The organism is Nostoc sp. (assembly GCF_036917635.1).
Taxonomy (GTDB): Bacteria; Cyanobacteriota; Cyanobacteriia; order Cyanobacteriales; family Nostocaceae; genus Nostoc.
This window is the reverse complement of record NZ_JBALCW010000110.1, coordinates 69127-92151: the sequence shown is the minus strand read 5'-3', so window position 1 is coordinate 92151 and position 23025 is coordinate 69127. Positions and strand designations below refer to the sequence as shown.

General features: G+C 43.0%; 16 protein-coding genes. All 16 read left to right on the top strand.

The genetic code is table 11. The features are described 5' to 3' along the window. The first annotated feature begins 459 nt into the window (after positions 1 to 459). The 16 genes from scyA (at position 460) to trpD (ending at position 22793) form a co-directional block, all read left to right on the top strand. Complete coding sequence (scyA, locus tag V7K32_RS27095; protein WP_334997773.1) at positions 460 to 2346, top strand: scytonemin biosynthesis protein ScyA; 1887 nt, start codon at positions 460 to 462, stop codon at positions 2344 to 2346. A 401-nt stretch (positions 2347 to 2747) separates the two neighbouring features. Further along, the gene (scyB, locus tag V7K32_RS27090) at positions 2748 to 3809 is read left to right on the top strand and encodes a tryptophan dehydrogenase ScyB (protein ID WP_334997771.1); all 1062 of its coding nucleotides are present in this window, start codon (positions 2748 to 2750) and stop codon (positions 3807 to 3809) included. A 25-nt stretch (positions 3810 to 3834) separates the two neighbouring features. Then, positions 3835 to 4803: a scytonemin biosynthesis cyclase/decarboxylase ScyC gene (scyC, locus tag V7K32_RS27085; RefSeq protein WP_334997770.1), complete on the top strand. Its 969-nt coding sequence runs from the start codon at positions 3835 to 3837 to the stop codon at positions 4801 to 4803. An 87-nt stretch (positions 4804 to 4890) separates the two neighbouring features. After that, complete coding sequence (locus V7K32_RS27080) at positions 4891 to 6171, top strand: ScyD/ScyE family protein (protein ID WP_334997768.1); 1281 nt, start codon at positions 4891 to 4893, stop codon at positions 6169 to 6171. A 72-nt stretch (positions 6172 to 6243) separates the two neighbouring features. Then, positions 6244 to 7620 carry a ScyD/ScyE family protein gene (locus V7K32_RS27075; protein ID WP_334997766.1) on the top strand — a complete coding sequence of 459 codons (1377 nt, stop codon included), beginning with the start codon at positions 6244 to 6246 and terminating at the stop codon, positions 7618 to 7620. A gap of 246 nt (positions 7621 to 7866) precedes the next feature. Further along, complete coding sequence (gene scyF / locus V7K32_RS27070; protein ID WP_334997764.1) at positions 7867 to 9063, top strand: scytonemin biosynthesis PEP-CTERM protein ScyF; 1197 nt, start codon at positions 7867 to 7869, stop codon at positions 9061 to 9063. Positions 9064 to 9637: 574 nt separating this feature from the next. Next, complete coding sequence (locus V7K32_RS27065) at positions 9638 to 10990, top strand: glycosyltransferase family 4 protein (RefSeq protein ID WP_334997762.1); 1353 nt, start codon at positions 9638 to 9640, stop codon at positions 10988 to 10990. 10 nt (positions 10991 to 11000) lie between these two features. Continuing rightward, positions 11001 to 12080: a bifunctional chorismate mutase/prephenate dehydrogenase gene (gene tyrA / locus V7K32_RS27060; protein ID WP_334997760.1), complete on the top strand. Its 1080-nt coding sequence runs from the start codon at positions 11001 to 11003 to the stop codon at positions 12078 to 12080. A gap of 12 nt (positions 12081 to 12092) precedes the next feature. Further along, positions 12093 to 12725: a DsbA family oxidoreductase gene (locus V7K32_RS27055; protein ID WP_334997758.1), complete on the top strand. Its 633-nt coding sequence runs from the start codon at positions 12093 to 12095 to the stop codon at positions 12723 to 12725. 8 nt (positions 12726 to 12733) lie between these two features. After that, positions 12734 to 13930 carry a 3-dehydroquinate synthase gene (locus V7K32_RS27050; protein ID WP_334997756.1) on the top strand — a complete coding sequence of 399 codons (1197 nt, stop codon included), beginning with the start codon at positions 12734 to 12736 and terminating at the stop codon, positions 13928 to 13930. Positions 13931 to 14315: 385 nt separating this feature from the next. Then, complete coding sequence (locus tag V7K32_RS27045) at positions 14316 to 16517, top strand: anthranilate synthase (RefSeq protein WP_334997754.1); 2202 nt, start codon at positions 14316 to 14318, stop codon at positions 16515 to 16517. Between the two features lie 177 nt (positions 16518 to 16694). Beyond that, positions 16695 to 17528, top strand: a complete 834-nt coding sequence (gene trpC / locus V7K32_RS27040) for an indole-3-glycerol phosphate synthase TrpC (RefSeq protein ID WP_334997752.1) — start codon at positions 16695 to 16697, stop codon at positions 17526 to 17528. Positions 17529 to 17943: 415 nt separating this feature from the next. Continuing rightward, complete coding sequence (gene trpA / locus V7K32_RS27035) at positions 17944 to 18786, top strand: tryptophan synthase subunit alpha (protein ID WP_334997750.1); 843 nt, start codon at positions 17944 to 17946, stop codon at positions 18784 to 18786. A 184-nt stretch (positions 18787 to 18970) separates the two neighbouring features. Then, entirely contained in the window at positions 18971 to 20224 is a 1254-nt protein-coding gene (locus tag V7K32_RS27030) for a tyrosinase family protein (RefSeq protein WP_334997748.1), read from the top strand. 50 nt (positions 20225 to 20274) lie between these two features. After that, positions 20275 to 21516 (top strand): tryptophan synthase subunit beta, encoded by a 1242-nt coding sequence (gene trpB, locus V7K32_RS27025; protein WP_334997746.1) that lies wholly within the window; start codon positions 20275 to 20277, stop codon positions 21514 to 21516. A 185-nt stretch (positions 21517 to 21701) separates the two neighbouring features. After that, a complete protein-coding gene (trpD, locus tag V7K32_RS27020; protein ID WP_334997940.1) occupies positions 21702 to 22793 on the top strand; it encodes an anthranilate phosphoribosyltransferase in 1092 nt (363 codons plus the stop codon). Positions 22794 to 23025 lie beyond the last annotated feature (232 nt).

Here is a 23025-nt window from a genome sequence, read left to right as displayed (position 1 = left end):
AAGTACCTCTGCAAGTGGCTTATTAATTAAAGCAGTGTTATTAAACTTAACTATATTGATTTTTATAAAGTTTATGAGAAACGCTTCAGTTAAGGTTATTTGCTAATTTATATACCTTTATATGGTTTAGTTTTTCCCCGCCAACCTACTTAAACACTGTAATCATCATAGTAAAAACGAATAATTTGACATCTTCATCAAAGGATTTTTGATTGCACAACAGTCTTTATGTCCCTTATTCTGGTCACAAGAAGCACAGTATTGATTGCTGTATGCTTTTGGTAAAAATTTTTGGTAGTGCTATCACAAGCATCAATCAGCAGCGATTAACCGTTTCTACAAACAACCAAGCTAGGTCATAGCTGTAAAAGCAACAGAGTGGTTTGTATTAAAAATTGCCATCACTGTGATTGTAAACTAGAAAGCATTTGTGTAATTTTATGTAATAGCGTGAAACTAATGAGTCAAAACTATACTGGTTCAAACTCTCCTCTCATCACCACTGAGCCATACAAGGAATTTGCAGCAAATAGATATGTAGAGTCTGTGTCTGACGGTTCTCGTCAGGTTGATGAATCGGAGAATAATCAGGAAATTGAGCCTTTTTTAAATGACGAAACACCCGCAACCCTCTCAGTTGCCGATGCGATCGCTCAGATGTTGGAAAGTTTGGGAGTAAGCTATGCTTTTGGTGTAGCAGGTGGTGCGATGGCAAGCCTTTGGGGGGCGCTGTCAAATAGCAGCATCGACGTGTTAAACTTCCGCCATGAAGCAGGAGCAGCATTTGCAGCGACCGAAGCCTACTTTGCCAATAATCGCCCTGCTGTAGTTTTTACTACAGCAGGGCCGGGGATCACTAACGCCCTCACCGGCTTATTTGCGGCTCGTGGTGAAGGTGCAAAGGTAATTTTGTTGTCAGCTTGTACCTCAGCACCGCAGCGTGGACGTTGGGCAATTCAAGAAACTAGCACTTACACATTGCCCAGTGGGGGAATTTTTACCCCAGGAGCGTTATTCAACTATGCAATCACCATTGAATCTGCGGCTCAACTACCGCAGATTTTCCGCAAACTTGCTTTGGCTATGGCACAACCAGGCGGATTTGTTGCCCATTTGAGCATTCCCACCGCAGTGCAGACAAGTTTAGTTGAGAATATATCCTTACCTCAACTAGATGTTACTCCGTTTCCGATGACTGCTTCAAAACAAGCGATCGCTAAATCTGTAGAGTTATTATCATCTGGCCCTTTTGCCATCTGGGTTGGTTTCGGTGCGCGTGACGCAGCAGAGGAAATCATTGAACTCGCAGAAAAAACTGGAGCAGCGGTTATGTGTTCACCCCGTGGTAAAGGTATCTTCCCCGAAGATCATCCGCAGTTTGTGGGTGTCACAGGTTTAGGGGGTCATGCTTCGGTCTTAACTTATATGGAACAGCAACCTCCACTCCGCACACTCGTATTAGGAACCCGCCTTGGTGAACCGACTTCCTTTTGGAGTTCGGCGCTAGTTCCAGAACGAGGTTTTGTCCATGTAGATATTGACCCAGAAGTGCCAGGTGTCGCCTATCCCCACGTTGAAACTTTCGGGGTTCGGTCTGATATCAAAGCTTTTGTGGAAGAGTTATTGCAGCAATTACCAGATGCTCCTGATTCCACAACTTTGTCCTTACCTCGTCCACAACAAAAAGCAATTGAACCGGCTCCAGATGTAGATTATCCAGTGCGGCCAGAAGTATTGATGGCAGCAATTCAAAAGATAATTGTTGAAGATAGCGATGCGGTAGTCATGGCGGAGTGTGGTAACTCCTTTACTTGGTCAACTCATCTACTGCAATTTTCCGAAGCCAATCGTTACCGAGTCAGCACCGGAGTTGGCGCAATGGGTCACGCCGTCACCGGAGTATTGGGTGCAGCGCTGGCGAGCAATAGTAAGGCTGTAGCGATTGTCGGCGATGGAGCAATGCTGATGAATAACGAAATCAGCACAGCCGTGAAATACAAAATTCCCGCAATCTGGATTGTCCTCAACGATGCGCGTTACAACATGTGCCATCAAGGGATGAAAATCTTGGGATTAAAGGGCGCAGATGCAACAATCCCACCAACAAACTTCGCCATGATTGCTCGTGGTATGGGAGCAGAAGCGATCGTAGTCGTTAGAGAGTCAGATATTGAAGCAGCATTAGAACAAGCGATCGCATCAAATGTTCCCTTTCTGATCGATGTAGTCATTGACGCCGATCGACCAGCACCATCTGGAGGACGTAATAAAAGTTTAGCAGCACAAGGAATCAAATCAAGTCCCGCGAAAAATGCAACCAACCAAGTTTCATTTCCAATGGTTTAACTTTAAAAGCTGCCAATCTGATTCGATTCTTACAGACACTACTCTCTTCCGGCTGCAAAAATACCTAATTTTTTACGAACCGCAAAGGATGCAAACCAAGAGATAAGTAATTATATGGCAAGAAGGCAGTAAAACAGGGAAGCATCCCAATCTTTAAAAAATTCCCACTACCGATGCAAAAACCCTTTACAACTCTCTTACCTTTGCGCTCTTTGCGCCCTTCGCGGTTCGTTTCCTCATTCTTTTATTCCAGCCAAAAATTACACTCACGAAACTGGAATTATAAAGTCATTTTCTTCACTCAATCTTAATATTTCAGAGGGGTTTCGTGTCTATATCTTTACATTTTGTAATGCAAATTACTTTCTCTAACCAATATAAAACAATATCGAGGAGTGAAAATGCTGCTATTTGAAACTGTTAGAGAAATGGGTCACGAACAAGTTCTCTTTTGTCATGGTAAAAATCCCGAAATTAAAGCGATAATTGCTATCCATGACACAACTTTAGGCCCAGCGATGGGAGCCACAAGACTCTTACCTTATGTCAACGAAGAAGCTGCTTTAAAAGATGCCCTTCGTCTGAGTCGGGGAATGACATATAAAGCCGCCTGTGCCAACATTCCGGCTGGTGGTGGAAAAGCAGTTATTATTGCTAATCCTGAAAATAAAACAGATGATCTGTTGAGAGCTTATGGACGTTTTGTTGATAGTCTGAATGGGCGTTTTATTACCGGACAAGATGTTAATATTACCCCCGGCGATGTCCGAACAATCAGCCAAGAAACAAAACATGTTGTTGGGGTATCAGAAAAGTCTGGCGGGCCTGCTCCCATAACATCACTAGGAGTTTTTCTCGGAATTAAAGCTGCTGTAGAGTCTCGTTGGCAAAGCAAAAGACTTGATGGTATGAGAGTTGCAGTTCAAGGTTTAGGAAATGTAGGTAAAAACCTCTGCAAGCACTTACATGAGCATGATGTCAAGCTTTTTGTTAGTGATGTAGATCCAGTAAAAGCGGAAGAAGTAAAACGGCTTTTTGGCGCAACTATTGTAGAACCCGGCGAGATTTATTCTCTTGATGTAGATATATTTGCTCCTTGCGCTTTAGGAGGAATTCTTAATAGTCATACAATTCCTTTCTTAAAAGCTGCCATTATTGCAGGTGCAGCTAATAATCAGTTAGAGAATGAGCAACTACATAGTCAAATGCTTGCCAAAAAAGGGATTATTTACAGCCCTGACTATGTAATTAATGCTGGAGGGCTAATCAACGTTTACAACGAAATGATTGGCTATGACGAAGAAAAAGCTTTTAAGCAAGTGCATAACATTTATGACACACTACTAGCAATTTTTAATATTTCTAAACAGCAGGCAATTACTACAAACGATGCTGCTAAACGATTAGCAGAAGACCGCATTCAGAGCGTTAAGCAAAACATGACTAAAGCGATCGCAGCTTAATTGTTATTATCTTAAGGAGTTAAAAGTGGAAAAAAATACCTTTGCAACATCAGCTTACATTGCTACTTCACCAAAGAGCGCCTTTGAGTATCTTTGTAGTTTAAAAAACTTAGATGAATGGACGCTTTATAGCCGGATGAAAGAGCAAATTGACGAAGATACCTGGCTTGGAACTGCGTCTGGTTATCACAAAAACCTTTATTATCACGTTAAAAAATTAGAAAATCCGCTTTTCTACGGCATTGAGTGGCACTGTGGATTAGAGTATCAGAAATATTTTCAGGTTTACCCTGTTTTGTTATTTCCCACCGATTACATCGAGCCGGGAACAGATGAAAAAGGCGTATACTTTCATTGGTTGAGCTTTGTCGATCCCAAACGACAAACTCAGATGATTATGCAGGGAATTCATACAGTACATACTTCCGAATGTCGTTCTCTCAAAGGTAATTTAGAACGCAAAGCTGGTCTGACCTCAGCAGCCAAAGGAAGCCACTTTATCGATACAGACACCATCTATGTTGATGCCCCAATTGAAATCGGCATTGAATACTTAAAAGACCTAAAAAATGTAGATGAGTGGGCGCATTTACTGCGACCCAACGGTGATATTAATTCTGAATCAGGTGAATTCAAAGATGAATATGACCAGAAAGTAAAAGTTTCCGTGCGGGTTCATAGTTTGAGTAAATACTACTTGCTTGAACAAGAACATTTTTATCCAGACTACGAATATTATCAGCGTTCTGTAGCCTTACTGATCCCAACCGCATACTCATTCGCTGACCCCGAAGCTTCAGGTTTCATCCTGCATCGAATCACATTTTGGAAAACAGATGGAACCGTCAGCCACGGCAAACTTCAAATTGAAGACTTTGGCGCTGAGAGCATGAACATCAAACGTTTACTCGAAGCCAAAGCTGGAAACCTCAAATCATTTGACCGAGGAATGAGCTATCTACCAAAAACCCCAGAATCACTAGTTACCAACTAAAACCTCAGCGTCCCTCAGCGCTTCCCTCAGCGTCCCTCTGCGTTTAAAACTCATCCCGTAACTTCACAATAAGCAGTCTTGCAACACATGAAACTCAAACAACTTACCATTACCTTCCTAACTTTTTGTGTTGCCGCTTTTTCTGGAATCAAAGCTGCCTCAGCTGCGTCCTTTTCAGTAATCGCCGACGGTCTATATAACGCCGGCGGACTAAGCTTTAGCCCTGATGGTAATCTCTATGTTACAGAGGCGGGAATAGGGGGAAGTGGAGCTTGTGTTCCACCAGCAAGCGGTCAAGGCGATTCATTATGCTATGGCACAAGTGGGGCAGTTAGCAAAATTGAGAATGGTAAAACCGAACGCATACTTACAGGACTTCCTTCCTTAGCATTACCAGATGGCACTGGAGCAGCTGGCCCTCGTGATATCAAATTTGATGCTCAAGGTAAACCTTATGTTCTGATTGGGTATGGCGCTAATCCAGCCTTTCGCGATCGCAATTTAGGTAACACTGACCTCGGTAAAATCATCGCTCCTAACTTTAAGACCAATTCCTGGACGAGTGTTGCTGATTTAGCTAACTATGAACTCGCCAACAATCCCGATGGTGGTGATGTCGATAGCAATCCCTTGGGTTTTGTAATAGATGGCAAAAAGTTGCTTGCTGTTGATGCAGGTGCAAACGACTTTCTCAGCGTTAATACTGATGGCAAACATTTGCAAACTATTAGCACATTCCCTAAAGACATATTGACTAATCCAGTCTTTCCACCTTCCGGTACACCATCCAATGAACCGGCACAGGTGCCATCTAAAGGTGAAGCGGCGCGATCGCAGTTTGCAACCCAAGCAGTACCCTCAAGTGTGACAAAAGGCCCTGATGGCGCTTATTATATCAGCCAATTTACTGGTTTTCCCTTCCCAGAAGGTGGGGCAAAAATCTATCGAGTCGGTGCTGATGGCAAGCCAACAGTATATGCAGATGGTTTTACCCAACTCACAGGTTTGGAATTTGATACTGAGGGGAATTTGTATGCTTTGCAGTACGCCAATCAGTCAGCCTGGAAGGGTAATCTTGATGGTTCTGTCATCAAAATAGCTCCCGATGGGACACGCACAACTCTTCTGAGTGGGAATGGATTAGAGTCGCCTAGCGCCTTGACAATTGGGGCTGATGGTGCAATATACGTCACAAATCGAGGCGATCGCCCTGGAACTGGACAAGTTCTCAGAATTGAAAATATCAAATCTGTTCCTGAACCTGATTCTGCTTTTGGCGTATTAGCGATCGCAGCCTTCGGCGTTGGTTGCTTGCACAAAAAGAGAGCTACTAAACCTCCCATAAATGGAGCCGTGGCGCTCAAGTAAAGAGTTTCAAACCAATCCTGCGTTCCTCAAAAACAAAGTTTTCCACTTATTTAACTCTCAATCTCTAAAGGTATGAAACTCAAGTCATTTGCTCTTAAATCTGTTACATTTTGTTTTGCTGCTATTTGTGGAACCTCAGCTGCACAAGCTGCAACGCTAACCACAATTGTCGATGGAGTCAGTAATGCACGGGGTGTTAGCTTCGGCCCTGACGGTAGTCTCTACGTAGCAGAGCCAGGTATCGGCGGCAACGGAAATTGTCAACCATCTCCAAGTACCCTGTTTCAGCCTATCTGTGCAGGTAATACTAGTTCACTAGTCAAAGTTGCACCAGATGGCACCGAACAGCGGCTACTTAATAACTTTGAGTCTTTAGCAGAACAACCCACCGGCAACCAAGGCGCTGGTATTGAAGACGTACAATTCGATTCTCAAGGGAATGCTTATCTGCTGACAGGGTTTGCTGGTTATCCAGGAAACCGCGATCTAGCAACACTTAAGCTTGGTTCTCAATCCCCCCTCCCACAACAGCAACTTGCAACTTTCCCGCCATCAACGCCCGATAAAGTTTTAAATACCCCGCTACTAGGACAACTGTACAAAGCTGACTTGAAGACGGGATCTCTCAAGAGTATTTTTGACTTTGCCAAGTATGAAATCACCAAAAATCCAGACAAAGGGGATGTAGTTACCAATCCCTATGACCTGGCTATTAGTGGCGATAATGCTTATGTGGTTGACGGGGGTGGGAACACTGCTTACAAAATTAAACTTGACGGAAGTCAGTCACAGGTAATTGCAATTCCTAAAACCATCATTAGTAACTCCGCCTTACCACCAGGATTAAAACTACCTCCTGGACTATTAGATGAGCTTCCAGGAGGAAAAATAGCAATTCAAGCAGTACCCACAGGTGGCGCAATTGGCCCTGATGGAGCTTTATACGTTGGCGAATATACGGGTTTTCCTTATCCAGCAGGTAAGTCGAAGATTTTCCGCATTGGCAAAGATATGAAACCAGAAGTTTTTCTGGATGGATTTACGCACATCACAGACCTAACCTTTGATAAAAAAGGCGATTTGCTCGTCTTACAGTTCAGCGACAAATCCCAGTTAGGGGGTGACATCACAAATCTACCCGGTTCTCTGATCCAAGTTGCTCCTGACGGCACTCGTACAACACTTGTTGCAGCAGGTCAAGGGCTAGATTCGGCTGATGGAATTACTATTGGCCCTGACGGCAAGATTTATATTACCAATCGCGGTGTCGGCCCAAGACGAGGGGAGGTTGTTCGGGTGGATGGTATTGTTACACAAACAGTCCCCGAACCTGGTTCAGTAGTCGGCTTACTAGCACTTGCTGGTGTAGGCGCAACTGCTGCTTTCGCCAAGCGCAAACGAAAAGAAAAGTTGGATGAAGAGTTACTAGTCAAAGCAGAGACTGCCTAATCCCTCTTTACCTAGTGGTCTGTCCCAAAAGTTTTCAGAGGTTCGTGGTGTTCAGATGCCCTGCAAAATTAATGGGACAGACCACTAGTGTCAGGTAAAGCCTACAGAATAGGCTGCTGCCTCACACAGAAAGTTGCATTTCCAACAAGAGGCAAGCAGCCCGAATTTTAGAGTTCCCAAACTGGGGCTGGGAACAAAATTAGTCTAGGAAAGAGTATACACTCATACAACCAGGACTTCAAACTCATGGGATTAATCAAAAATTTATCAATCGGCATTCTCGGTACTGGATTCATGGTGTTGGCAGCAGCAGCCCAAGCTAAGGCTGTAACATTAAATTATGATACAAGTATCGGCAGTCCTGGCTTCGGCCCTGGGCAGCTGTTTGTTCCCCAAGGCATAACGGTAGATGATTCAGGGAATACCTACATAGCTAACGGACGCGGTGTTAACCCAGATGGTAGTCGTAACTACAACCTGGGTGACAAAATTGAAAAATTTAGTCCAAGCGGTCAGTATATTGGAGCAATTGGCTCCGGCGGCAAAGGACCCGGACAGTTTGACGAGCCAACAACTGTAGACTTTAATCCCGTAACAGGGGATTTGTATGCAGGTGATGTTTACAACAACCGCATCAATCAATTCGATCCTCAGGGTAAGTTTATTAGATCCTTTGCAAATGGAGATTTTACCGGTCTTATACCAGGTAGGTTTTTCTTTGGGCCATCTGGTGTGACATTTGACAAAGCTGGCAACGTTTACGTAGGTGATTTTAACGGCGAAAGAATTCTTAAATTCACACCTGATGGAAAGCAAATTGGTGTTATTGGTGGCACTAATGGCACTGCACTTGGGCAATTCCAAGGTGTAGCAGGTGTAAGAATTTCCCCAGTTAGTGGAAATATCTTTGTAGCTGACCAGTATAACAACCGCGTTCAAGTACTCGATCCAAATGGTAAGCCTCTGTTGGCATTTGGTTCAACAGGTAGCAAAGCTGGACAGCTTCTTCAGCCAATTGGCATCGAAGTGGACGACCAAGAGAATGTTTATGTAGCTGATTCTATCAACAGCCGCGTTCAGGTATTTGATAAAAATGGTAAGTTCTTGACGAACTACGGTCAACCAGCCCTAGATAAATCAGGCAAACCAGTCCCACCTCCAGGATTAACTGACGGTCCCTTTGGCAATCCCCTTGACCTCACTCCAGGCAGATTTAACTGGACGGGTGGTACAACCCTCAAAAATGGCAAGTTGTATGTGGGCGATTTCTTCCAAGGTCGCGTTCAAGTGTTAAACGTAGGAGGTATAACTCAAGTACCTGAGCCTAGTTCAGCATTGGGTTTAATATTGCTTGGGCTTGGGGCTGTTACCGTCACATTGCGGAAACGTGGACAACAAAAGCCAGTCTTCAGTTTAGAGAAGACGTTGCAAAAACAGTGCTGAGTTCTCATGATTGAGTAGCAGTAAGGGACTTTCAACAAATAAATTATCCAATCTTGTGGGGTGGGCGTCTCGCCCGCCCGTAGCCAAGGGCGGACAAGATGTCCACTCCACAAGAAGTAGTTGAGTATTTTTTGAAGTCCCTAAAGTGACCAAAATCCGAGTTCAGAGGTCGAAGTTCCGAGTTCAGAGGTCGAAGTTCCGAGTTCAGAGGTTGAAGTTCCGAGTTCAGAGGTCGAAGTTCCGAGTTCAGAGGTCGAAGTTCCCAGTTCAGAGGTCGAAGTTCCCAGTTCAGAGGCTGAAGTTCCGAGTTCAGAGGTCGAAGTTCCGAGTTCAGAGGTCGAAGTTCCCAGTTCAGAGGTCGAAGTTCCCAGTTCAGAGGTCGAAGTTCCCAGTTCAGAGGCTGAAGTGGATTAAACAAAATCTAAAACTTCTGCTTCGTAGGGTGCATTATGCTCTTGGCGGTAACACATCCTACGAAAATTTCAGGTCATTAAATCTGGAACAAGGGAGATAAAAACTGGATAACACTAATAAAGCCAACATTATGAAGGTGCTTTCAGGATATTAACAGTTCATGCAAATTCTGATTTATTCATACAATTATCATCCAGAGCCAATTGGTATTGCACCTTTGATGACTGAACTAGCAGAAGGGCTGGTGAAGCGAGGACATCAAGTGCGGGTAATCACAGGTATGCCTAACTATCCTCAACGTCAGATTTACGATCGCTATCGGGGTAAGCTATACGTTACTGAACATAAAAATGGTGTCAAGATTCAGCGTAGTTACTTACGGATTAAGTCTAAACCTAACCTTGTAGACAGGCTACTACTAGAGTTGAGCTTTGTTTTTACGAGCTTGCCACAAGCCCTTAAGGGCGAAAGACCTGATGTAATTCTTTTAACAGTGCCGCCGCTACTAGTTTGTTTACCTGCAACCTTAATAGCTTGGCTATATAATTGCCCAGTAGTGCTGAACGTGCAAGATATCCTCCCGGAAGCTGCTGTGCGTGTTGGGCTAATTAAAAATAAGTTGATGATTCAAGCTTTGGAAGCTTTAGAGAAATTTGCCTACCGAACTGCACAGACCATTAGCGTGATTGCCGATGGCTTTGTAGATAATTTAATAAATAAAGGTGTACCGGCTAATAAAATTGCCTGTATTCCCAATTGGGTGAATCTAAATTTTATCCGCCCTTTACCGAAGAATAACTCTTGGAGAGCTACTCATCAACTCGATGATAAATTTGTAGTGCTTTATTCAGGTAATATTGCTCTGACGCAAGGTTTGGAGACAGTAATAGAAGCAGCATCTCGGTTGCGTCATATTAATGATATTGTCTTTGCGATCGCAGGTGAATCTCAAGCTCTCGAAAGGTTGCAAAAACATTGTCTTGCTTGTGGTGCAGATAACGTTTTGCTGCTACCATTGCAACCGCGAGAAAAACTCCCGCAAATGTTAGCAGCCGCAGATGTCGGCTTGATTGTGCAAAAGCGCAATGTGATTTCTTTCAATATGCCTTCTAAAATACCACTGCTGTTAGCCAGTGGCCGCCCAATTGTCGGTTCAGTTCCCGCCACTGGGACTGCTGCCAAAGCCATCAAAGAAAGTGGTGGCGGCATTATCGTTGAACCAGAGTCAGCAGATGCTTTAGCAAGTGCAGTATTAGAATTATATAACCAGCCAGAATTAGCAGCACAATTAGGGCGCAAAGGAAGAAAGTTTGCCATAGAAAACTATTCCTTTGAGCAAGCGCTAGATCGGTATGAAGAGTTATTTACTGATGTGATTTCCCAACGCGCAACACCTTTGGATATCTTACCCGAATTGAGTTCTAATAAATCACTTGTTGATAAAGATTTTTTAGTACATACCACGTCCCTTGTGCGCGTAGTCTCTCAAGGACAAATAACAAATGACAAATGACAAATGACAAATGACAAATTTAGATCAGCTTAAAAAAACTGACCAAAGCTTGATCGCCCTACTGAGCGATCGCATATCATTATTAGCAGCATCAGAACAACCTTCTTTAGATGAACAACTGGCTGATGTGGCTCCCCTACTCGCCCAAGCTGGTATTCCTGAGTCTGTTTGGGCAAGTGTAATAAATAGTTGCCATGCGACTCTGATTCCTAAATCTGCAACAAATCATGTCAGTCCCCGACAAATTACCATCATCGGTGGACGCGGCAGGATGGGAAGATTATTTAAAGAGCAGCTTTCTCTAGTAGGCCACAATGTTAGCGTTCTCGAACACGATGATTGGGAATACGCAGATAAACTGTTAAATCAGGCAGAATTAGTATTAGTAAGCGTTCCCATTGAACATACAGTTGATATTATCAAACGAGCAGCGAAATACCTTAGCCAAAATATAGCTTTGTGTGATATCACGAGCGTAAAAACTCAGCCAACTCAGGCAATGCTCGAACATCATTCTGGCCCAGTCATGGGTTTACATCCAATGTTTGGGCCAAACATCAAATCGTTTTTAGGACAAAAAGTGGTAGTATGTCCAGTCCGAAACGATGATTCATTTCAGTGGTTATTAGACTTTATCAAAAGTCAAGGTGGAGAATTAATTGTTTGTACGCCTGAAGAACACGACCAAATGATGGTGATCGTTCAAGCAACCCAGCATTTTTGTAGATTTAGTCTTGGTGTTTTCTTAGCACAAGTAAAAGTAGACATAGAACAAAGCTTAACAATGTCAACACCTAATTATCGTCAAGAAATTGACATTGTTAAACGTTTGTTTTCTCAAAATCCTAATTTATGTGTCGATATTATGCTAGCTACAGAAGAAAGGTGTAATGCAATTAGCTTTTTAGCTAAAACTTACAGTCGTTTAGCCAAACTGGTAGCAAGAAAAGATCGAGACGCATTAATTCAAGAATTTGAAAATACCCAAAGCTTTTTTGAAGAGAAAATAAACGCTTTTTTACAGCCTTTAAATACAACGCCTCTTAAACGAGATTTCAAGCCCCAGATTCATACAAATATTAGCATTTGAAGAATAAAAACTATGCTGATAGATATCTTTCACGATCCCGTTTGTCCCTGGTGTAGAATAGGGAAAAAGCATCTGTTTGATGCACTGGCACAATGGCCAGAAAAAGAAGTAGATATTCGTTGGCATCCCTTTATTCTCGATAATACCGTTCCTGCTGAGGGATACGAATTTCACCGGTTTATGCAGAATAGAAAAGGCATAAAAGCCCATGAACTGCAATATCTGTTTGATTCAACGCAATATGCAGGTGAGGCGGCTGGAGTCAAGCTAAATTTTGATAAAATCCGTTTAGCTGTCAATACTAAGCTTTCGCACCGACTGATTACACTCGCACCAGCAAAGGTAAAAAACGATGTCGTAGAAGCCATTTATAAAGCTTACTTTGAAGACGGTTTGAACATCGGAGATATTGAAGTTCTGATTGCCATAGGTAGAACTTACCAAATGGATTATAGGGAATTACGGCTGCAATTGACTGATGATGTTGCGGTTAAAGCTTTTGTGGCTGAATCAATATTTACTCGCCCCAATGGCATTAATAGTGTGCCGTTCTTTATTATCAATAATAAACTCAAGATAAATGGTTCTCATTCGGTAGAAATGTTCCTTCAAGCTTTGAATCGTGCCGCACTTGTAAATATATAAGCAAAAACATGGTAGTTGACATTAAGCAAAAAAGTAGATTCAATCTGCAACCAATTCATCAACGTGTTTCGGTTACTTTCAACTATGAGGTTTACTTCACCAAAAACTTATTTGAGTTGAAAAACCCCACCTTAGCCCAAGTAATTACAGCAGATGGGGAGACAAAACCGAAGAAAGTTGTAGCGATAATAGACGCAGGAATATTGCAGCATCACCCGGAATTGGTTAAGCAATTAGTAGGGTATATCAAGTTTTATGCAGAGATAGTAGCGATCGCAGCCGAACCGATGATAATTTCGGGAGGAGAAGCTGCTAAAAACGATCGCACTTTAGTAGAGCAAATCCACCAACAGATTGAAGCAGCCGGATTATGTCGCCATTGCTATGTGTTAGCTATAGGGGGCGGGGCTGTGTTGGATTTGGTAGGATATGCAGCCGCAACCGCTCACCGGGGAATTCGTCTAATTCGGATTCCGACGACGGTGTTAGCACAAAATGATTCTGGGGTTGGCGTAAAAAACGGCATCAATGCTTTTGGGAAAAAGAACTTTCTCGGCACATTTGCGCCACCTTATGCAGTTATAAATGATTCTGCCTTTTTGACAACATTAGACGATCGCGATTGGCGTTCTGGAATCGCAGAAGCAATCAAAGTGGCGCTGATTAAAGATGCTAGGTTTTTTTATTTTATCCATTTGCACAGCGCAGCCCTTATGCAGCGAGACATGGATACTATGCAACAAGTTATTTATCGTTGCGCCCAGTTGCACCTAGAACATATTGCCAATAGCGGTGATCCTTTTGAAATGGGTTCGTCTCGTCCCCTGGATTTTGGACATTGGGCGGCTCATAAACTGGAGCATTTGACTAATTATCGCTTGCGTCATGGTGAAGCGGTTGCGATCGGTATCGCTTTAGATACCACTTATTCCTATTTAGTGGGATTGCTCGATTGTTCAGAATGGCAACGGATATTAAGCACTTTATCGGCGTTGGGTTTCACTTTGTATGTGCCAGAAATGGCCCAGAAGTTATCACAATTGGAACATCCTGATTGTTTGTTTCGGGGTTTAACTGAGTTCCGGGAACATTTGGGGGGAGAGTTGACTTTGATGCTGTTACAGAGGATTGGAAAAGGAATTGAGGTTCATGAGGTGGATTTGTTTTTGTATAGGCAAGCAATATCGCTGTTGCGGGAGTTTTAGGATTGGATTTTAAACGCAAAGGTACGCTGAGGGAAGCGCGGAGGTATGCTGAGGTTTGATGGGAGGTTGTGAGAGGATGTACTACTTTTGAGGGAGGCAAAAAATTTTAAAAAATTATACAAGAGAATGTACTAGTAAAGCAGTATAAAAAGCGAATAATTTGACACCTAATCGAAAAATTATTCAATGAATTATCTGCTTGATATGTAGTATTCTTAAATAAGAAGCAAAGGGTTTTTTATTGCATCTTTGAAAAAGAATATGCAGATTTAGATAGTTTGAATTAAATTGACATCGGATTATCTGGATTTGTTTTTAATTTAAAGATAGTTATCAATAATGATTAATGGTTCTTGACTAAATAAGTCTTCCAGAGAAATTTTCCATGATTTTTAATTACCGTTCCTACAAAACCCTTGGTGGTGTAAGCGTTTCTCGCTCCATCACAGAAGTTAAGATGGACACTGCTCTAGAAGATATTCTATTCCACTTAAATTCTCAGCGTGGAGGTTTGTTAAGGAGCAGCTACGAATATCCAGGCAGATACAAAAGATGGGCGATCGGATTTGTCAATCCACCATTGGAATTGACTACACACGAAAATGCTTTTACTTTGATAGCGTTGAATGAACGCGGTCAGGTTCTTTTGCCGCTACTCTTAGAGTGCTTATCCAACTCAATACAACTTGAGAAAGTTAGCTTAGATAAGAATAATGTTGTAGGCTTTGTTAAAGCTACAAAAAATCTATTTGCTGAAGAAGAACGCAGTAAACAACCTTCAGCTTTTACAGTTGTCCGCGAAATTTTACACACCTTTTCTAGTCAAGAAGACGAGCATTTAGGATTGTATGGTGCTTTTGGTTATGACTTAGTTTTTCAGTTTGAACCAATTAGCCAACGCCTGGAACGTCCTAATGATCAACGGGATTTAGTGCTTTATCTACCTGATGACTTGATAGTTGTTGACTACTATCAGCAACGCGCATTTCGTCTACAATATGAATTTGAAACAGCGGATGGCAGTACTAATGGTTTGCCTCGAACAGGTGAATCGGTAGATTATCGAGGCAAACATCTTTTTCCTAATCAAACTGCTGACCATAAAGTAGGCGAGTATGCCAAAAAAGTTGAGGGTGCGCTCGATTATTTCCGCCGAGGCGATTTATTTGAAGTCGTTCCTAGTCAAAACTTTTTTGAAGGCTATGAAGACGAACCTAGTAAACTATTTAACACCTTAAAAGAAATAAATCCCAGTCCTTATGGGTTTATTTTTAATCTAGGTGGAGAATATCTAATTGGCGCATCTCCAGAAATGTTTGTGCGGGTTGAAGGTAGGCGGGTAGAAACTTGCCCTATTAGTGGTACTATTAGCCGGGGACAAGATGCTATTGATGATGCCGTGCAAATTCGTCAGTTACTCAACTCCCACAAAGATGAAGCTGAGTTGACCATGTGTACTGATGTCGATCGCAATGACAAATCCCGAATCTGCGAACCTGGTTCAGTACAAGTTATTGGTCGTCGTCAAATAGAATTATACAGCCACCTGATACATACAGTAGATCATGTTGAGGGAACACTGCGATCGCAATTTGATGCCTTAGATGCCTTTCTTTCGCATACATGGGCGGTTACAGTCACCGGCGCACCCAAAAGAGCCGCAATAGATTTTATTGAAAAGCACGAACGTAGCGCCCGACGTTGGTATGGTGGAGCAGTTGGCTATTTAAATTTCAATGGGAATTTAAATACTGGATTAATTCTGCGGACAATCCGATTAAAAGACTGCATCGCCGAAGTGCGAGTTGGTGCTACTGTCCTTTATGACTCCATACCCGAAGCAGAAGAACAAGAAACAATTACCAAAGCTGCTGCTTTATTTGAGACAATTCGGCGGGTAAAGCAAACCAGTCAGAAAATTGATGAATCCAGTTCCATAAAATTAACTAAAATCCTACCTAGTGCAGAAGCTGGCAAACGCATCTTACTAATAGACTATGAAGACTCATTTGTTCATACCCTAGCCAATTACATTCGCCAAACTGGTGCGATCGTCACCACACTCCGTCATGGTTTCTCAGAATCGCTATTCGATACAGAACGCCCTGACTTAGTTGTTTTATCTCCTGGCCCTGGTAGACCAAGTGATTTTAGGGTTCGCCAGACAGTCGGGGCGCTTCTTCATCGCCAAATTCCTATTTTCGGAGTTTGTCTAGGGCTGCAAGGCATCGTTGAAGCTTTTGATGGAGAATTGGGTGTCCTCAACTATCCCCAACATGGTAAATCTTCACGAATTTTCGTCACCGATCCTAATTGCGTGACCTTCAAAAATTTACCACAATCTTTTCCAGTCGGTAGATATCACTCATTATTTGCCCTACCGCAACGTTTGCCAAAAGAACTCAAAGTAACAGCGATTTCTGATGACGACGTAATTATGGGCATTGAACATCAGACACTTCCCATCGCCGCCGTTCAGTTTCATCCAGAATCAATCATGACTCTAGCTGGAGAAGTCGGTCTGGAAATCATTAAAAATGTGGTGCGTGCATATACAACAACGAAAGAGTTAGGAGTTAGGAGTTGAGAGTTGAGAATATGGAATTTGGAGAACTGAAATTCTTAACTCAAACTCTTTGCGTCCTTGGCTGTTCGTTAAAAAATTGACTTTTATAAAGAGTTTTAGCCTTAACCCAAGCGTATTGACTCATAATTAACAACTCCTAACTCCTAACTATTTACCTCCCCACTCCGCTAAAAGATTATGACTAACCAAGTTGCCCCTCCCCGCCATATTCTTGAAGAAATTGTGTTGCATAAAAGGCAAGAAGTCGCACAAATGCAGCAAGAACTGCCTTTAACTTCCTTGCGACAACAGTTAAATGCAGCCCCAACTGTGCGAAATTTCTTGAATGCTTTGCAAGAAAATTCTAACCAACCTAGCTTAATTGCCGAAGTAAAAAAGGCATCACCTAGCCGGGGGATTATCCGCGCAGATTTCGATGCCGTAGCTGTTGCTCAAGCTTATGAACGAGGTGGTGCAGCTTGTTTATCAGTCCTGACTGATCATAAGTTTTTTCAGGGCAGTTTTGATAATCTGCGAAGAGTGCGAAGGCAAGTAGCATTACCCCTACTATGCAAGGAGTTCATCATTAACCCCTATCAAATTTATTTAGCACGGACAGCAGGTGCAGATGCAGTCTTGTTGATTGCCGCCATTTTATCAGATCAAGAACTTCAAGATTTTTTGCAACTAATTCATGATTTAGGCATGAATGCGCTAGTAGAAGTTCATACATTGGCTGAACTAGATCGAGTGCTAAAGCTTGACGACTTACGTTTAGTAGGAATCAACAATCGCAATTTAGAAGATTTTACCCTTGATATAGGCACAACACAGCAACTTTTAGCAGAGCGTCAACAACAATTACAAAGTTTGGATATTACCGTCGTCAGCGAATCTGGACTGTATACACCTGCTGATTTATCTCTTGTAGCTGTTGCTGGTGCGCGTGCAGTTTTAATAGGAGAATCTTTAGTTAAACAAAGCGATGTAGAACAAGCTGTGCGTAGTATGCTAAGACTTTCTCCTCCCTAACCCCCCTTAAAAAGGAGGGAATTAGAGCAAGCCATTCTAAGGCGGGTGCGGGGAGATTTGCGAAAATAGGCTTCTTGCAGAAGGCGGGTAAAGGGGACATTTAAGGGCAAAAGAAAATAATTCTTCCCTTTTCCCTTCCCCCTTAACCCTTTCCTTATTCCTTAACGGAGCTAAAAGACTCGTTCACAAGTATCAAAGACTCGACGACAAAAAATCTAGAGTCGGCATCGCTAAGGGACTTCCAACAAATAAATTACCCAATCTTGTGGGGTGGGCATCTTGCCCGCCCATATACAAAGGCGGGCAAGATGCCCACCCCACAAGAAGTAGTTGAGTATTTTTTTATTTGGAAGTCCCTAATTGCTAAGTGTAAATTATTCCAGAACTATTAACCAATCATTAAGCATTTTTTAGAATGACTTCTATCTCAGCTACCTTTCAAACTTTACGCGATCGCCACCAGTGTGCTTTAATCCCATTTATCACAGCAGGCGATCCTAACTTAGAAACCACCGCCGAAGCAATACGTATCTTAGATCGCAATGGTGCAGACTTCATCGAGTTGGGCGTTCCCTACTCCGATCCTCTCGCAGATGGGCCTGTGATTCAAGCAGCAGCAACCCGCGCTTTGCAAAAAGGCACGAAATTAGAGCAAGTGCTAGAGATGCTACAGGTGGTGAGTCCCAACTTAAAAGCGCCGATAATTCTATTTACTTACTACAATCCCATTTTGTACCGAGGTATTAAGCCATTTTTAGGAAAAATTGCCGCTGCTGGCGTGCAAGGGTTGGTAGTACCAGACTTACCCTTAGAAGAAGCAGAAGAATTAATCCAGACTGCTGCATCTTTCGGAATTGAGGTAATTTTACTGGTAGCTCCTACCAGTTCTCAAGATAGAATTGAAGCGATCGCTCATCAATCTCAGGGTTTTATCTACCTGGTAAGTGTTACAGGCGTTACAGGTATCCGCGCTCAAATCCAAGACCGCGTAAAATATTTATTAACAGATTTGCGAAGCGTCACCGATAAACCCATCGGCGTTGGTTTTGGCATCTCCGGCCCAGAACAAGCCCGTCAAGTAAAAGAATGGGGTGCAGACGCAGTAATTGTTGGTAGTGCCTTCGTTAAAAGATTAGCTGAAGGTAGCCCAACAGAAGGACTGCAAGCTGTAGAACAACTCTGTCAAGAACTTAAAACAGCCATTACAGAAAGTCGGCGCGAAAGTCCATCTCTTCAAGGAGTGGGGAATAGGGAATAGGGAGTGGGCAATTAGTATCAATTAATTCTCTTTCTGCCTTCTTGCTCCCATTAAAAGACTTCCAACTTAAAATGCATCGAAAAATTTCATCCAATAATCCCCTCTCTTCCTCCTTTCTCCGCGCCCTCTGTGCCTCTGTGGTTCGTTTTCTTGGATAATTTATTTCTTGAAAACCCTTAAGATAATGAAACTCCTGCTGAAATCTGTCAAAATATTAATTTATAGCCTACTTCTAGTTAGCGCCTGTGCTATTACAGTCTTCGCCCACGATCGCATTGACCACGGACAATACAAATATCATTGGCATTATAATTTTCCAGGACAATACGATCACTTATCTGTAAGAAAAAACGTAACTGACCTGACATCATCAGAGAAAACAGCCTTTGTCAAGGCTATCAAAACCTTAAAAACTACAATTCCCGCAGGTAGCAAGGTAAGTATTTACGACCAATTCGTTGCCATACATATAGGGGCAACACGCTTGATTCATAACCATAAACGACATTCCGATGGTTCCGTTCAAGAACTTGCTCATGAAAATGCCGCATTTTTCCCTTGGCATCGAGAATATATTCGCAGATTTGAACAAGCTCTACAAGCAGTAGACCCAAATGTTACTCTGCCCTACTGGGATTGGACAGATGCAAAATCACTTGATGTGGTTTTTAACGATGACTTTCTTGGTACTAACGGTCAAGGAGTAACCATCAAAATTCCAAATCTGGGAAATTTTACAGGCGGGCCTGTGCCTGGGACTTTTTCTGCTGCAAATGGCTGGGTTATGAATCCAGCATTAAACATTGACCTAGATACCAACACATCATTAGGTACATCACTTGTCCGCTTTCTCCGGCTACCTCCAGCCAGTGATTACCCAGTGCCTAAAAAAGATGTTGAGCGGGCGCTGAGTCTTAATAACTATTCTCTATTTCGCCCTGCCTTGGAAGGATTTATCTCTGTAGATGAGCAAGGTAAAGTCACCCCAGGAGGATTCATCCACAACTACATTCATGGTTTAGTTGGTGGGGTGCAGATAGACGCAAGCACAAGACCTATAAAGTTTAAGGGTGTGGGTACTATGAGCAATATACCAAGTTCGCCTTATGACCCAGTGTTTTGGTTGCATCATGCCAACGTAGACCGCCTCTGGACCCAATGGCAAGAAAACGGTCATCAAGGTAGCGACTTTTATCCTCCCGATGGTCATAGTCAGCCTTACGGACACAATCTTAAAGACCTAATGTGGCCTTGGGATGGCGGTATGTCTACCCCGAAAGCTACGGCGTTAGGAGATTTACTATCCCTATTACCAAAATTTGACTCTAAAGATTTGGTGCGCCCTATAGACGTTTTGAATCACAGGGAACTCGGTTATACCTACGAAACCCGTGAAAAGGAAACGCGAAGAGAATTTTATCAGTGGAATAAGTTCTAAAAAGTTAGAACGAGAGTAAAAAATACTTGAACATAAAAGGATTTTCAACTATGGTAAGCATCCAAGATATCAACGCTATAATTTCAACTACGCCTGTGCTACCTGACCTTTTAGGCAGGTTTGGAAAATTCGGCGGTAAGTACGTCCCCGAAACCTTAATGCCTGCATTAACTGAATTGGAAGCGGCATTTAATCAATATTGCAATGAGCCGAGTTTCCAAGCAGAACTGCAAAACTTATTGCGCGATTATGTAGGACGACCCAGCCCATTATATTTTGCTGAACGCCTGACAACAAACTACGCCAGACCAGATGGCACGGGGCCGCAAATTTATTTAAAGCGTGAGGATTTAAATCATACAGGCGCTCACAAAATTAATAATGCTTTAGCTCAGGTGTTGCTAGCTAAACGCATGGGTAAGCAACGGGTGATTGCAGAGACAGGTGCAGGACAACACGGCGTAGCGACTGCAACTGTATGTGCTAGGTTTGGTTTGAAATGTGTAATTTACATGGGCGTTCAGGATATGGAACGCCAAGCCCTGAACGTGTTCCGCATGAAGTTAATGGGGGCAGAAGTTCGTCCAGTTGAGGCAGGAACGGGAACTCTCAAGGATGCAACTTCCGAAGCAATTCGAGATTGGGTGACGAATGTAGAAACAACTCATTACATCCTGGGTTCTGTTGCTGGACCTCATCCCTACCCGATGATTGTCCGTGACTTCCACGCCATAATCGGTGTAGAAACTCGCACTCAGTCTCAGGAGAAATGGGGAGGATTACCAGATATTCTACTGGCTTGCGTGGGTGGAGGTTCTAATGCGATCGGCTTGTTTCATGAGTTTGTGCATGAACCTTCGGTGCGCCTAATCGGAGTCGAAGCGGCGGGTGAAGGTGTAGATACAGAAAAACACGCTGCTACCTTGACAAAAGGCAAGATAGGTGTATTGCACGGTGCAATGAGCTATTTACTGCAAGATGATGATGGTCAAATAATCGAAGCCCATTCAATTAGTGCCGGATTAGATTATCCCGGCGTTGGCCCTGAGCATAGTTATTTAAAGGATCTTGGTCGCGCTGAATATTACAGTGTTACCGATAAACAGGCACTAGAAGCCTTTCAGAGGCTTTCGCAATTGGAAGGGATTATCCCAGCCTTAGAAACTGCTCATGCGATCGCATATCTCGAAACCCTTTGTCCTCAATTAGAAGGCAACCCCCGCATCGTCATCAATTGTTCCGGCAGAGGTGACAAAGACGTGCAAACCGTCGCCAAAGTCCTTATTCATTAGTCTTAAATTGATTGACTATTTAAGAGACTAGTAAAATAAGATTGTTTTTTCTCAGCGCTCTCTGTGCCTAGTAAGGTTTAAAAATCAATTACTTTTAAACCTTACTAGGCGCAGAGAACACAGAGTAAGGAGGAATTGATTGAGCAAAATTTTTACCTACCGGGCTACCTTTGACTCTTAACGAAATGATAGCTGTAACTCAAACTCCACCCGATAATATCTTTATCCCTTCTGAGTTTTACAACTGGCCAGGTTTATTGCATCAGTTGCTGAATCGGCAATCTTTGACGGTTTCCCAAGCTGCGGATTTGATGCAAGGTTGGCTCACAGATGCCATTCCTGATGTCCTCTCAGGAGCGATTTTAGCCGCAATCCAAGCTAAAGGCGTATCCTCTGAAGAATTAGTAGGGATGGCCAGTGTCTTACAATCCCAATCCCCAGTCCCCAGTCCCCAATCCCCAGTCCCCCTAATTGACACCTGTGGAACTGGTGGAGATGGCGCTTCAACTTTTAATATTTCCACTGCTGTTGCTTTTGTAGCCGCCGCCGCCGGGGTTAAAGTTGCCAAACATGGCAATCGTTCCGCATCTAGCAAGACTGGTTCGGCTGATGTGTTGGAAGCTTTGGGTATAAATCTCAACGCCACTCCTGACAAAGTGCAAGCCGCAGTGGGTGAAGTCGGAATCACGTTTTTGTTTGCTCCAGGTTGGCATCCTGCACTTAAAGCGATCGCTACTTTGCGAAAAACTTTGAAGGTGCGGACTGTTTTTAATTTGCTGGGCCCTTTAGTAAATCCCATGCGGCCGACAGGGCAAATTATTGGTGTCAACGATCCGCTTTTACTAGAGGAGATTGTTCAAGCTTTATCCCAATTGGGATGTCAGCAAGCGATCGCACTCCACGGGCGGGAACGTTTAGATGAAGCTGGTTTGGCAGATGTCACTGACTTAGCTGTACTTCAAAATAAAAAAGTCCGTTCTCTAACCCTCAATCCTCAAGAACTTGGTTTGAGTTTTGCACCGACTGCGGCGTTGTGCGGTGGAGATGTCCAAGAAAATGCCGAAATCTTGAAGGCTGTTTTGCAAGGTAAAGGCACTCAAGCGCAGCAAGATGTAGTCGCTTTAAATACAGCCCTCGCACTCCAAGTTGGTGAAGCCATTCAGGGAGAAACTAATGTTTTAGCAGGTTGTGTTAAAGGTATTGCCCTTGCTAAGGAAATTCTGCAAAGCGGCGCTGCTTGGACCAAACTAGAACAACTTGCAAAATTTTTGCACTAAGGAATAAGAATTAAATAAGAGCCAATTTATGTTCCTGGCTTACCTCACTCTCAATCCCTCTCCTTTATAAGGAGAGGGAAGCTAGATAATTGATGAAGCATTTTATTTAATCCACGTTCCTAACTGCTAAGAGGCACAGCCCTGGCGAATAGAATTCGCGGCTACACAAGCCAAGTCTAAGAAAAATTGCAGGTTTGAAACCCACGCAGGTAGGTTTTGCTTGTGTAGACGC

Bases quoted from the DNA above. Each gene is read 5' to 3' on its own strand.
- trpC (WP_334997752.1), top strand. From the start codon at position 16,695: ATGACTAACCAAGTTGCCCCTCCCCGCCATATTCTTGAAGAAATTGTG.
- V7K32_RS27055 (WP_334997758.1), top strand. From the start codon at position 12,093: ATGCTGATAGATATCTTTCACGATCCCGTTTGTCCCTGGTGTAGAATA.
- V7K32_RS27050 (WP_334997756.1), top strand. From the start codon at position 12,734: ATGGTAGTTGACATTAAGCAAAAAAGTAGATTCAATCTGCAACCAATT.
- V7K32_RS27075 (WP_334997766.1), top strand. From the start codon at position 6,244: ATGAAACTCAAGTCATTTGCTCTTAAATCTGTTACATTTTGTTTTGCT.
- V7K32_RS27045 (WP_334997754.1), top strand. From the start codon at position 14,316: ATGATTTTTAATTACCGTTCCTACAAAACCCTTGGTGGTGTAAGCGTT.
- trpD (WP_334997940.1), top strand. From the start codon at position 21,702: ATGATAGCTGTAACTCAAACTCCACCCGATAATATCTTTATCCCTTCT.
- V7K32_RS27030 (WP_334997748.1), top strand. From the start codon at position 18,971: ATGAAACTCCTGCTGAAATCTGTCAAAATATTAATTTATAGCCTACTT.
- scyB (WP_334997771.1), top strand. From the start codon at position 2,748: ATGCTGCTATTTGAAACTGTTAGAGAAATGGGTCACGAACAAGTTCTC.
- trpA (WP_334997750.1), top strand. From the start codon at position 17,944: ATGACTTCTATCTCAGCTACCTTTCAAACTTTACGCGATCGCCACCAG.
- trpB (WP_334997746.1), top strand. From the start codon at position 20,275: ATGGTAAGCATCCAAGATATCAACGCTATAATTTCAACTACGCCTGTG.
- V7K32_RS27080 (WP_334997768.1), top strand. From the start codon at position 4,891: ATGAAACTCAAACAACTTACCATTACCTTCCTAACTTTTTGTGTTGCC.
- V7K32_RS27065 (WP_334997762.1), top strand. From the start codon at position 9,638: ATGCAAATTCTGATTTATTCATACAATTATCATCCAGAGCCAATTGGT.
- scyA (WP_334997773.1), top strand. From the start codon at position 460: ATGAGTCAAAACTATACTGGTTCAAACTCTCCTCTCATCACCACTGAG.
- tyrA (WP_334997760.1), top strand. From the start codon at position 11,001: ATGACAAATTTAGATCAGCTTAAAAAAACTGACCAAAGCTTGATCGCC.
- scyF (WP_334997764.1), top strand. From the start codon at position 7,867: ATGGGATTAATCAAAAATTTATCAATCGGCATTCTCGGTACTGGATTC.